The organism is Rhodococcus sp. PD04, assembly GCF_035918275.1.
GTDB lineage: Bacteria > Actinomycetota > Actinomycetes > Mycobacteriales > Mycobacteriaceae > Rhodococcus > Rhodococcus rhodochrous.
In genome coordinates this window covers 3,754,754-3,768,536 of sequence record NZ_CP142143.1, presented here as the reverse complement: position 1 = coordinate 3,768,536, position 13,783 = coordinate 3,754,754, and the positions used below count along the sequence as shown (strand labels likewise).

Sequence of the window (13,783 nt, the reverse complement as noted above, 5' to 3'; positions counted from 1 at the left end):
CGACGTGGTGGGGTCGCTTCGGCGGCCCCGCCACCTCGGCGGATGAGTGCAGGCGGGGTGCGCCGGTAACGTCGGGAGTGGTCGGAGAGATGAACCCCATGGGGTTACTGCCGAGTAAGTTCGCCCGTATCCGGCGGGTGACTATGCTTGCTCGGTTCGCAGACGCGACCATTGGGATCGAAAGCGAAGGGTATGGGCTTTTTCATGCGTTCACGACACGACGGCAGCTCGAACGGGGCCTCTCCGGTGAACGCATCCTCTTCGTCCGATTTCCCGTCGGAGACGCAGCCCCGCGAGACGCAGGCCGACGGTGCCCGCAGCCGGGCACCGCGTCCCGAACGTGCACCGCGTCCCGAGCGCGCGTCCCGTCCCGAGCGTGCACCCAGGCCCGAACGCACGCCCCGCCCCGAACGTGGTGCCCGCCCCGAGCGCGCTGCGCGCCCGGCCCGCGGCGAGCGCGCGCGTGGTCGTCGTGGTGTCTTGTTGCCGCAGCTGTTGGTGTCGGCGGTGGAGTCGGCCGGTGATGCGGTGGCGGTGGTGGAGGGTTCTCGGTCGTTGTCGTATCGGGAGCTCGATGCGGTGTCGTCGCGGTGGGCGCGGTGGTTGATCGGCCGGGGTGTCGGACCGGGCGACGCGGTGGTGGTAGCGGTGCCGCGATCGCTCGAGTCGGTGATGGTGTTGTGGGCGGTGGCGAAGTCGGGGGCGACTTTCGTGCCGGTGGATCCGGGTTATCCGGCCGAGCGGGTGCAGTTCATGGTGGCCGATTCCGGTGCGGTGTTGGCGCTGACGGTGTCATCGGTGGCGCAGGTGGTGGCCGAGGCGGCGGGGTCGGTGCCGGTGGTGGCTGTCGACGAGGAGTCGATCGTTGCGCAGGTGGAGGGATTGTCGTCGCGGCCGGTGTCGTATGCGGATCGGGTGCGGTCGCTCGAGCCGGGGGATGCGGCGTGGATGATCTATACCTCGGGGTCGACAGGGCGGCCGAAGGGTGTGGTGGTCTCGCATGCCGGTGTCGGTGGGGTGATTGCGGCCGAGCGTGAGCATTTCGGGGTCGATGGCTCGTCGCGGGTGTTGCATGTGTGTTCGCCGAGTTTCGATGTGTCGTTGCTCGAATTGGGGGTGGGGTTCTCGGTGGGGGCGACGGTGGTGGTGGCGCCGGCGGGGGTCGGTGGTGGTCCGGATCTGGCGGATGTGATTGCGTCGCAGTCGGTGTCGCATGTGTTCATGACGCCGGGTGCGTTGGGGTCGATGGATCCTGCCGGGTTGGACGATCTGCGTGTGGTGGTGGTGGCCGGTGAGTCGTTCACCCCGGATCTGGTGCGGCGGTGGTCGGTGCCGGGTCGGCGGCGGTTCTTCAATGCTTATGGTCCGACGGAGACGACGATTCTGGCGACGTCGGGGGAGTTGGTGCCCGATGCGCCGGTGGTGATCGGGTCGGCGATTGCGGGGGTGGGGGCGTTCGTGCTCGATGAGCGGTTGCGTCCGGTGCCCGAGGGTGTGGTCGGTGAGTTGTATGTGGCCGGGGCGCAGGTGGCGCGGGGGTATCACGGTCGGTTCGGGTTGACTGCGGCGCGGTTCGTGGCCGATCCGTTCACGCCGGGTGGTCGGATGTACCGGACGGGGGATCTGGTGCGTCGGGGCGGCGATGGGGTGTTCGAGTATGTGGGGCGCAGTGATTTCCAGGTCAAGATCCGGGGGTTCCGGATCGAGTTGGGGGAGATCGATGCGGTGTTGTCGTCGGTGCCGGGGGTCGGGTTCGCGGTGACGGTGGGGGCGGCGTTGGCGTCGGGGGAGTCGGCGTTGGTGTCGTATGTGGTGCCCGAGGCGGGGGCGGTGCTCGATCCGGCGCAGGTGCGGGCGTCGGTGGGGGAGGTGTTGCCGGGTTATATGGTGCCGTCGTCGGTGACGGTGCTCGACGAGGTGCCGCTCACGCCGGTGGGGAAGGTGGATCGGGCGGCGTTGCCGGCGCCGGTGTTCGAGGTGGCCGAGTATCGGGCGCCGCGGTCGGCGGTCGAGGTGGCCGTGGCCGAGGAGGTTGCGCAGGTTCTGGGGGTCGAGCGGGTCGGGTTGGATGATTCGTTCGTCGATCTGGGTGGTAATTCGTTGGCGGCGACGCGGTTGGTGGCGCGGTTGTCGGCGCGGTTGGGGTATCGGGTGGCGGTGCCGGTGGTGTTCGAGGCGTCGTCGGTGCAGGAGTTGGCGGCTCGTGTCGATATCGATGCGGCCGGTGCCGGTGCCGGTGCGGGGGCGGCGCGGTTGGTGGCGCGGCGGCGTCCGGATCGGGTGCCGTTGTCGTTGGCGCAGCAACGCATGTGGTTCCTCAACCGGCTCGAACCGCACTCCGCCGTGAACAACATCCCTGTGGCCATTCGCCTTTCGGGACGACTGGACATCGACGCGCTGCAGGCGGCGGTCTCCGACGTGGTGGAACGCCACGAATCGCTCCGCACGGTCTACCCCGAGATCGACGGTGTCGGCTACCAGCAGGTGCTGCCCGCCTCGGACGCGGTCGTCGAGGTCCGCCCCGAGACCGTCGGTGCCGACGAGGTCGCGGCCCGGGTCGCCGAAGCGGTCACCACCGGTTTCGATGTGACGCAGCAGGTTCCGATCAGGGTGCGCCTGTTCTCGGTGGCCCCGGACGAGCACGTGCTCGTCGTCGTGGTGCACCACATCTCCGCCGACGGCTACTCGATGGGACCGCTGACCCGCGACGTGGTGACGGCCTATGCCGCACGTGTCGCGGGCGGAGAACCCGGATGGGTCCCGCTCGAGGTGCAGTACGCGGACTACACGCTCTGGCAGCGCGAGGTCCTCGGCGACGAGTCCGACCCCGAGTCGCTCATGGCGCGGGAGACCGATTTCTGGAAGCGGACCCTCGCGGATCTGCCGGAAGAGTCGACGCTGCCGTCCGATCGTCCCCGGCCGGCCGTCGCGAGCTATCGGGGTGCCTCACACCGGCTCACCCTCGACGAGCGCGTCCGCGCAGCGATCGCCGACCTCGCCCGCCGTAGCGGCGCAACGGAATTCATGGTCGTCCACGCCGCGCTCGCCGTACTTCTGGCGCGGCTCGGCGGCAACGACGACATCACGATCGGCACCCCCGTCGCCGGCCGCGGCGATGCCGCGCTCGACGACCTGGTGGGCATGTTCGTCAACACCCTGGTGCTGCGTACACCAGTCGAGCCCGGGGCGTCCTTCGGCGACTTCCTCGACACGGTGCGCACGGCCGACCTCGAGGCGTTCACGCACGCCGACGTGCCGTTCGAGCGGCTCGTCGAGGTGCTCGATCCGCCTCGTTCGCAGGCACGTCATCCGCTCTTCCAGGTCATGCTCACCTTCCAGAACATGCCGGTCTCGCAGCTGGAACTGCCCGAGCTCACCGTCTCCGGTATCGACTTCGACGCGCAGGTCGCCAAGTTCGACCTCCAGGTGACCGTCGCGGATGTCGTCGACGCCGCCGGCGATCCCGCCGGTCTCGTGGTGGAGTTCAACTACGCCACCGAACTGTTCGACCCGCAGACCGTCGTCGGTGTCGCAGAACGGTTCTCGCGGATCCTCGAGGCGGTCACCACCGATCCGCGCGTCGCGGTCGGCGACGTGCCGCTCGTCACCGACGGTGAGCTCGACCGTATCCTCACCGAATGGAACACGCTCGGTGAGTCCGTCCCGGTCGTCGAACCGGCCACGTTGGCTGCACGTTTCGACGCAGCCGTGCGCGCCCACGCCGCGAATGCCGCGGTGACCCACGGCGAGACGACCCTCACGTACGCCGAACTCGGTGCCCGCGCGAACCGGATCGCACGCCGACTCGTCGCCGCAGGCGTCCGACCGGGCACGCTCGTGGCGGTGGCCTTGCCGAGGACCGAGGACCTCGTGGTCGCCCTCACCGCGGTCGTACTCTCCGGCGGCGCCTACCTGCCGATCGACACCGCGCATCCGCAGGATCGCGTGCGGTACATCCTCGACCAGGCGCGGCCCCGCGTGATCCTCACCTCCGATGCACTCGGCGACGAGCCCGGAGCGGACGCATTGCGCGGCAGCGGAATCGAGATGCTCGACGTCGCCGACGCACAGAACGACGACTCGGTCTCCACCGATCCGCTCACCGATACCGACCGGATCGCATCGCCGCAACCGGACGATCTCGCGTACGTCATCTTCACTTCCGGTTCGACCGGCCGCCCCAAGGGTGTCGCCGTCACGCACCGGAACGTGCTGACCCTCTTCGCCAACGCCGAGCCCCGCTTCGGCTTCGGCCCGGACGACGTGTGGACGTTGTTCCACTCCTACGCCTTCGACTTCTCGGTGTGGGAACTGTGGGGACCGCTGCTGTACGGGGGCCGGCTCGTCGTCGTCGACTACCTCACCTCTCGGTCACCCGAGCTGTTCGCGCAGCTCGTGCGCCGCGAGGGCGTCACGGTGCTCAACCAGACGCCGTCGGCGTTCTACCAGTTCGACGAGGCCGATCGCACTCTCGCGGCCGACACGGCACCGCTCGCGCTGCGCTACGTCGTATTCGGTGGCGAGGCGCTCGATCCGGCCCGGCTCGCGGGCTGGTTCGATCGTCACCCCGCCGGCCCGCAGCTGGTGAACATGTACGGCATCACCGAGACCACGGTGCACGTGTCGTACCAGCCCGTCGACCGCGCTCTCGCGAAGGCCGGTGCCGCCAGCGCGATCGGGCGGTCGCTTCCCGGGCTGGACGCCTACGTCCTCGACCGGCGCCTGCATCCCGTGCCCGCCGGCGTGCCGGGCGAGCTGTACATCTCCGGCGACCAGCTCTCCCGCGGATATCTCGGACGCCCCGACCTGACGGTCGCGCGCTTCGTCGCCAACCCCTTCGGTCGCGGCCGGCTCTATCGCACCGGCGACATCGCGCGGTGGAACAGCGAGGGCATCTTCGAATACGCGGGTCGCAGCGACTCGCAGGTCCAGCTCCGCGGCTTCCGTATCGAACTGGGCGAGATCGAGTCGCAACTGTTGCAGGCCCCGGGTGTCGCACAGGCCGTCGCGATGGTCCGGGACGACGGACTCGGCGAACGCCTCGTCGGCTACGTCGTCGCCCGCACCGGTGAGACCGTCGACGCGGCCGCGGTGCGCGCGCACGCGTCCGAGTTCCTCACGGGATACATGGTCCCCGATGTCGTGACCGTGCTCGACGAACTCCCGCTCACGGTGAACGGCAAGCTCGACCGGCGCGCCCTCCCCGTACCCCGCATCGACATCGATGCCGATCGTTTCCGCGAACCGGCCACCGAATCCGAGCGGATCGTCGCGCGGGTCTGGGCCGAGGTACTGGGCATCGAACGCGTCGGTGCCGACGACTCGTTCTTCGACCTCGGCGGCAACTCCCTCGTCGCGACGCGGGTCGTCGCCCGCATCAACGAGGCGACCGGAGCGAGCCTGGCCATCCGGGAGCTGTTCGAGGATCCCACCGTGGCGGGTCTGGCAGCGCGCGTCGATGCCGACGGGTCCGATCGGACCGTGCCGGAGCTCGTCGCACGACCGCGCCCCGATCGCATCCCCCTCTCGCTCGCGCAGCAGCGCATGTGGGTGCTCAACCAGCTCGACCCGGGCTCCGCGACCTACAACATCCCGCTCGCCATCCGGCTGCGGGGCGCGCTCGACATCGATGCGCTGACCGCGGCGGTACGCGACGTCGTCGAGCGGCACGAGACGCTGCGCACCGTCTACACGCAGGACGAGCAGGGCCCGTTCCAGAAGATCCTGGATGCGGAGGCGATGCCGCCGCTCGAGGCGGTCCGGGTGGCCTCCGAGCAGGAGGCCTTCGAGGCCGTGGTCGAGGTCGCCTCGCAGGGATTCGACGTGTCCTCCGAGCCGCCCGTACGCGGTCGCCTCGTCTCGATCTCCGCCGGCGGCAGTGCCGGTTCGGTCGTCTCCGACGATCATGTCCTCGCGCTCGTGGTGCACCACATCTCGGCCGACGGCGCCTCGCTCGTGCCGTTGGCCCGCGACCTCATGGAGGCCTACGTCGCCCGGTTGTCCGGTTCGCGACCCGACCGGCCGCCGCTCGAGGTGCAGTACGCGGATTTCGCGGCGTGGCAGCAGGAGACCTTCGGCGACGCCGAGAACCCCGATTCGCCGGCGGGCAGGCAGCTCGCCTACTGGAAGCAGCAGCTCGCCGGGGTACCGGACCTGCTCGACCTGCCCACGGACCGGCCGCGCCCCGCGGTACCGAGCCTGCGCGGGGCCACGGTCTTCACCGAGGTCGATGCGTCGACCCGGCAGCGGCTCGAGGCACTCGCGACCGAGAACCGCGCGTCGTTGTTCATGGTCGTCCACGCCGCGCTCGCCGTGCTGCTCGCGCGGATGAGCGGTTCTCGGGACGTCGTCGTGGGAACCGCCGTCGCGGGACGCGGCTCGCGGGTGCTCGACGACATCGTCGGCATGTTCGTGAACACGCTCGCGCTGCGCACGGACGTCGATCCGGGCGCGCATTTCGCCGACATCCTCGGACAGGCACGCACCGCCGATCTCGAAGCGTTCGCGCACGCCGACATCCCGTTCGAGCGCATCGTCGACGAGGTCGTCGCCAACCGGTCCCCGGCACGCCACCCCGTCTTCCAGACGATGCTCTCGTTCCAGAACCTCGAACCCGCCCGGCTCGAGCTGCCCGAGCTCACGGTGGAAGCACTCGATTCGGGGGTGCTCGCCGCGAAGTTCGACCTGCAGGTGACCGTGGAACCGATCGCCACCGCCGACGGCATGCGGATCGCGCTCACCTACGCCGCCGACCTCTTCGACGAGACGACGGCGCAGGCACTCGCGCAGCGCTTCGTGACGGTCCTCGACGCCGTTGCCGCCGATCCCGCATCGGTGGTCGGCGACATCGAGATCCGTACCGAGACCGAGCGCGAGGCGGCAACCACACCGCTCGCCGCTCCGGTGCGGGAAACCGCTCTCGAGACGGTCGATCGGACCGTCGTCCAGGAGCTGCAGATCGCGGTCGAATCCGATCCTGAGGCGCCGGCCGTGGTGGTGGGCGACACCGAGCTCGGCTTCGTCGACGTCGAGCGCCGGTCGTCGCAGTGGGCCCGTTACCTCATTTCCCGCGGAGCAGGTCCGGGTCGCACCGTCGCCGTCGACCTTCCGGTCGGTCCCGAACTGGTCGTCGCGGTGTGGGCCGTCGTCAAGACGGGAGCCGCCGTCACGGTCGACCCCGCGGTCACCGCCGACCACGTACTGACCACGCTCGGACGCAGCGGCGATCTGTCGTCCTCGGTCGCAGGGACGTTCGTCGACGATCCGGAGACACTCGCCCTCGTCGCGGAGCAGCCGGCCCGGTCGATCGCGTACACCGATCGTTCCGGCGTCCTCGGCCCCGACGACACGGCCGTCCGGACGAGTGAACTCGATCTCACCCACGGTGCGGTGGTCGCGGCGCTACGACGCGGCCGGAAGGACCTCGATCTGACCTACGAGTCGCGGGTCCTTCTCGCCGGTTCCCGGCTCGACGAGTGGACGGTCTTCGCCGTCCTGGCTGCGGCGATCACCGGCGCCGTCGTCGTTCCCGCCGGTCCCGACCAGGATCCGGGCATCCTCGTCGACGAGGAGTGGGTGACCCACGGCTTCGTCTCCGTCGAGCATCTCGCCGCTCTGCCCGACACCGAGGACCTCGTGGCGGTCGTCGTCACGGACGGGCCTGCGCACGACGGCGCGGAGCCGTCCGCCGGACTCGCCGGCAAACTCTCCGACCTGCGTTCCCCCTGGATCATGCAGGAATGATTGCGGAAAGGTAACTTTACTTACCGGCCGAGTTCGTTCGGGGCGTCCACGGCCGGAAGGAGAGCTGTTCCGTGTTGCACAGAGGTCTTGTCGGGGGCCGAGCACGCTCGGGGACGCGCACACGGATGGGGGAACCCACCGCATGAGGACACGGAGCCAGGACCGTGCTCGCCCTCGTGCTCCGCGTTCGACCCGTGGTCGTCGTGGTGTGTTGTTGCCGCAGTTGTTGGTGTCGGCGGTGGAGTCGGCCGGTGATTCGGTGGCGGTCGTCGCGACCGAGGGATCGTTGTCGTATCGGGAGCTCGATGCGGTGTCGTCGCGGTGGGCACGATGGTTGATCGGCCGGGGTGTCGGACCGGGCGACGCGGTGGTGGTCGTGCTGCCGCGCTCCCTGATGTCGGTGGTGGTGTTGTGGGCGGTGGCGAAGTCGGGGGCGACTTTCGTGCCGGTGGATCCGGGTTATCCGGCCGAGCGGGTGCAGTTCATGGTGGCCGATTCCGGTGCGGTGATGTGCTTGTCGCTGGGGTCGTCGGTGCCGACGGTGGCAGCAGCGGCGGGGTCGGTGCCGGTGGTGGCTGTCGACGAGGAGTCGATCGTTGCGCAGGTGGAGGGATTGTCGTCGCGGCCGGTGTCGTATGCGGATCGGGTGCGGTCGCTCGAGGTGTCGGATGCGGCGTGGATGATTTTCACGTCGGGTTCGACAGGCCGGCCGAAGGGCGTGGTGGTGCCGCACTCGGGGGTTGGCGGCGTGATTTCTTCCGCGCGTGAGCAGTTCGCGGTGGAGTCGTCGTCTCGGATGTTGCATGTCGGTTCGCCGAGTTTCGATATCTCTCTGCTCGAATTGGGTGCGGCGTTTTCGGCGGGCGCGACGGTGGTGGTGGCGCCGGCGGGGGTCGGCGGTGGACCGGAGTTGGCGGATCTGATCGTGGCGCAGTCGGTGTCGCACGTGTTGATGACGCCGGGTGCGTTGGGGACGATGGATCCGGCCGGTATGGATTCGGTGCGCGTGGTGATAGCGGGGGGCGAGTCGCTTGCGCCGGATCTGGTGCGGCGGTGGGCGGTAGGTGGTCGCCGCTTCTTCAATGCCTATGGTCCGACGGAGACGACGATTCTGGCGACGTCGGGGGAGTTGGTGCCCGATGCGCCGGTGGTGATCGGGTCGGCGATTGCGGGGGTGGGGGCGTTCGTGCTCGATGAGCGTCTGCGTCCGGTGCCCGAGGGTGTGGTCGGTGAGTTGTATGTGGCCGGGGCGCAGGTGGCGCGGGGGTATCACGGTCGGTTCGGGTTGACTGCGGCGCGGTTCGTGGCCGATCCGTTCACGCCGGGTGGTCGGATGTACCGGACGGGGGATCTGGTGCGTCGGGGTGGCGATGGGGTGTTCGAGTATGTGGGGCGCAGTGATTTCCAGGTCAAGATCCGGGGGTTCCGGATCGAGTTGGGGGAGATCGATGCGGTGTTGTCGTCGGTGCCGGGGGTCGGGTTCGCGGTGACGGTGGGGGCGGCGTTGGCGTCGGGGGAGTCGGCGTTGGTGTCGTATGTGGTGCCCGAGGCGGGGGCGGTGCTCGATCCGGCGCAGGTGCGGGCGTCGGTGGGGGAGGTGTTGCCGGGTTATATGGTGCCGTCGTCGGTGACGGTGCTCGACGAGGTGCCGCTCACGCCGGTGGGGAAGGTGGATCGGGCGGCGTTGCCGGCGCCGGTGTTCGAGGTGGCCGAGTATCGGGCGCCGCGGTCGGCGGTCGAGGTGGCCGTGGCCGAGGAGGTTGCGCAGGTTCTGGGGGTCGAGCGGGTCGGGTTGGATGATTCGTTCGTCGATCTGGGTGGTAATTCGTTGGCGGCGACGCGGTTGGTGGCGCGGTTGTCGGCGCGGTTGGGGTATCGGGTGGCGGTGCCGGTGGTGTTCGAGGCGTCGTCGGTGCAGGAGTTGGCGGCTCGTGTCGATATCGATGCGGCCGGTGCCGGTGCGGGGGCGGCGCGGTTGGTGGCGCGGCGGCGTCCGGATCGGGTGCCGTTGTCGTTGGCGCAGCAACGCATGTGGTTCCTCGGACGATTCGATTCGTCTGCGGCATACAATATTCCGATCGTCGTCCGGCTGACCGGAGATCTCGACGCCGCGGCGATGCAGGCGGCGGTCCGCGATCTCGTCGCCCGGCACGAAACACTCCGCACCGTCTATCCCGAGATCGACGGTGTCCCGGTGCAGGAAGTCCTTCCGGTCGAGGCGTTCCTGCCGGACCTCCTCCCGGTCGAGGCCGATCCCGACACCCTGCGCTCCGAGGTCGACGCCGTCCTCTCGACCCGGTTCGACGTCACCCGTGAGGTTCCCGTCCTCGCCCGACTGCTGCGTTGCAGGATCGGTAACGAAAACAGTAGCGATGCAACGGAACACGTGCTCGTCGTGGTCGTCCATCACATCGCCGCCGACGGAGCGTCGCTCGCGCCGCTGACCCGTGACCTCGCCGCGTTCTACGTCGCCCACGCGACCGGAACCGCGCCGGACCTGCCACCGCTGGCCGTCCAGTACGCGGATTACACACTCTGGCAACGGGATGCGCTCGGTGATGCGTCCGATCCGGAATCGGTCGCCGCGCGACAACTCGACTACTGGCGGCGCGCTCTCGACGGGTTGCCCGACCAGCTCGACCTGCCCACCGACCACCCCCGGCCGACGGTGCAGTCGCACCGCGGGGGCAGTGTCGATGTCGAGGTCGACGCCCTCGTCCACGAGCAGTTGCGAGAACTCGCCGCGCGCCACGGTGCGACCCCGTTCATGGTCGCCCAGGCCGCCTTCGCGGTGATGCTCGCCCGACTGTCGGCGACGCGCGACATCGCGATCGGCACCCCCGTCGCCGGGCGCACCGATCCACTGCTCGACGACCTCATCGGCATGTTCGTCAACACCCTCGTCTTCCGGACCGTCGTGGATCCCGCCGAATCGTTCGACGAACTCCTCGACCGCAGTCGCGCGACGGTGCTGGAGGCCTTCGACCACGCCGACCTGCCGTTCGAGCGGCTCGTCGAAGCGCTCGATCCGGCCCGCTCCTTGGCCCGGCACCCGCTCTTCCAGGTGGGTCTGTCGTTCCAGAACCTTGCACCGTCCCGGCTCGATCTTCCCGGTCTGTCCGTCGAGAGTCTGGTCCCCGACACCCGCATCTCGCAGTTCGACCTGCATCTGCTCGTCGGCGAACGTGTCGATCACGACGGACGGTGCGGCGGGCTGGCGGGTCGGCTCACGTACGCGGCCGACCTGTTCGACGAGGAGACCGCGCGCTCGTTCTCGTCCATGTTCACGCGGGTGCTCGCCGCACTCGTGGCGTCCCCGTCACGTCCCGTCGGCGACGCCGACATGATCGGCGAGCACGAGCGGACCCGGCTGCTCGATATCGGCAGAGGAGAGCGTCGCCGGCCGGACGCATCCGTCCTTCCCGATCCGTTCCGGGCGCACGCCGATCGCCGCCCCGATGCGATCGCCCTCGTCCACGAGGGAAGATCGATGTCCTACAGAGAGTTCGACGAGCGCGTGAACCGGTGTGCGCGTGCGCTCATCGCAGCCGGCGTCGGCCCCGAGGCCCGGGTCGGCCTCATGATCGAACATTCCGCCGAGCTGGTCGTCGCGATGTACGCGGTGTCCGTCGCCGGTGGGGCCTATGTTCCGCTCGACCCCTCCCTCCCGCCGGGACGTGTCGCACAGATCGTCGCGGCCGCCGAACCGGCCGTCGTCGTACGTGCGGGTGGGACGTCCGTGGACGTCGATCTCGGCGGGGCCGCGGTGATCGACGTCGACGACCCCGCCCACGCGGGTCTGTCCGCAGCGCCGGTGGCCGATTCCGAACGGCTCGCCCCGTTGCGACCGGAAAACCTCGCCTACGTCCTGTTCACCTCCGGTTCGACGGGAGTTCCCAAGGGAGTCGCGGTCACCCACCGCGCGGTCACCAACCAGATGCGGTGGTTGCGAGAGCGATTCGACCTCGGTCCGGACGACGTGTCGGTCCTGCACACCCCGGCGGCGTTCGACCTGTCGGTCTGGGAGTTCTGGGGTTGGTCGACCTGCGGTGGCAGGCTGGTGATCGCCGACCGGCGACATCACCCCGACCCCCGCACCATGATCGCCCTGCTCGAGCGTGAGCGGGTCACCACCTTCCACGGAGTTCCGACGATGCTCGGCATGCTCCTGGCGGGGGTCGAGGAGCGACTTCCGTCGACGCTGATACGAGTGCTGTCCATCGGCGAGTCCCTGCCCGTCGCGACCGCGCGAGAGTTCGCCGCCCGCAGCGACGCCGAACTCGTGAATCTCTACGGTCCGACGGAAGCGGCCGTCTCGGTGACCGATCACCCGGTGACCGACGCCGACGTCCACGGCGTGCCGATCGGAAGGCCGGTGTGGAACACGGGAGTCCACGTGCTCGACGATCGCCTCGGCGTGGTTCCGCACGGTGCGGTCGGGGAGTTGTACCTGGCCGGCGAGCAGCTCGCGCGCGGTTACGTCGCGCGGGCGGGTGAGACCGCCGGCAGGTTCGTCGCCGACCCCTTCGGTGGAGGAGGACGTCTCTACCGAACCGGGGACCTGGTGCGCTGGGTCACGACCGCACGCGGACCCGAACTCGACTATCTCGGTCGCCGGGATCTCCAGGTGAAGATCCGAGGATTCCGGATCGAGCTCGGTGAGATCGAGGACGCACTCCGGGCATGCCCCGGCGTCGTCGCCGCTGCGGCAACGGTGCAGCAGGACGCACACCGTGGCGACCGCGTGGTGGCCTTCGTGGTCACCGCGGACGGCACCGCGCCGGACACTGCCGCCCTGCGGACCTCGCTCGGCCGGCGCCTGCCGAACTACATGGTCCCGGCCGACATCCGCGCGATCGAGTGCCTGCCGAAGGGGAGCACCGGCAAACTCGACCGGAACGCCCTCCCGCTCGTCCCGTCCGCGCCGAGCGAGCACCACCCGCCCGTCACCGCCGTCGAATCCGCCGTCGCGGAGATCTTCGGAAAGGTCCTCGGCATCGAGTCGATCGGACGCGACGACGACTTCTTCCGCTCGGGCGGTACCTCGTTGGTCGCGGTCCGGGCGGTCGGAGAACTCGCGGCGGCGCTGGAGCGTCCCGTGCCTCTCGAGTGGTTGTTCGCCCACCCTGTCGTCGCCGAGCTGGCAGAGCGGATCGAACGCAGCGAGCGTGACGGTGAGGATGCGGCATCCACGGCGTTCGACGTCGTGTTCCCCCTGCGCTCGGGGCCCACCTCCGGTGAGCCGGTCTTCTTCGTCCACCCAGTCGTCGGCCTCGCCTGGGGATTCTCGCGACTCGCGGAGTTCGTCGACGCGGATCGTCCGGTCTACGGACTGCAATCGCCCGCACTGTCGGGCACCGAGGAGCTTCCCGGATCGATCCGGGAATGGGCGGCCCTGTACGTGGACGAGATCCGGCGCGCACATCCCGACGGTCCGTACCACCTCGTCGGGTGGTCGATGGGCGGGGTGATCGCCCACGAGATGGCCGTGCAACTGCAACGACGTGGGAGCGCCGTCGGCTCCCTCGTCCTGCTCGACGCGCACGTCCCGGCCCCGCTCCCGGAGTCCGTCGATCCGCAATCGGTGGCACTCGCGGCGCTGAACGGCCTCGACAACGGCGACCGCGCGATGGCGGATGTAGGGGATATCACATCGATTCTCGGGCGTGTCGAATGCGGTGGGGACGCGTTCCCGTCCGTCGAGTCGTTGCTCGCCGGTATCGGCCACTCGTTCGACGTCCTCGAACGGCACCTGCCGGAACGCTTCGACGGCGACCTGCTCTTCGTGGGGTCGCGGAGTTCGTCGTCGCCGGAAGACGATTCCCGCAGGGACTGGACCGAGTTCGTCACCGGACGCGTGCACCGCCACGACATCGACGTGTCCCATTGGGCGATGACGGGAGAGCATGCGTGCCGCACCGTCGGCCCACTCCTCGCGGCCTGGTGCAACCGCCGTGTATGTCCGAATTGTGAAGCCTACGAGCGCGACTCGACACTCCGCGTCGGCGATTGAAGTGGCAGCGTCTGTACTACTGTGCAA

General features: G+C 69.4%; 2 protein-coding genes. Both read left to right on the top strand.

What is annotated here, in order from left to right; genetic code table 11:
* Positions 1-204 precede the first annotated feature (204 nt).
* Positions 205-7,743 (top strand): amino acid adenylation domain-containing protein, encoded by a 7,539-nt coding sequence (locus tag U9J23_RS17350; protein WP_442802253.1) that lies wholly within the window; start codon positions 205-207, stop codon positions 7,741-7,743.
* Between the two features lie 214 nt (positions 7,744-7,957).
* The gene (locus U9J23_RS17345) at positions 7,958-13,756 is read left to right on the top strand and encodes a non-ribosomal peptide synthetase (RefSeq protein ID WP_326599402.1); all 5,799 of its coding nucleotides are present in this window, start codon (positions 7,958-7,960) and stop codon (positions 13,754-13,756) included.
* The last annotated feature ends 27 nt before the right edge of the window (positions 13,757-13,783 follow it).

Coding starts and splice junctions, on each gene's coding strand:
- U9J23_RS17350 (WP_442802253.1), top strand. CDS start 205: ATGCGTTCACGACACGACGGCAGCTCGAACGGGGCCTCTCCGGTGAAC.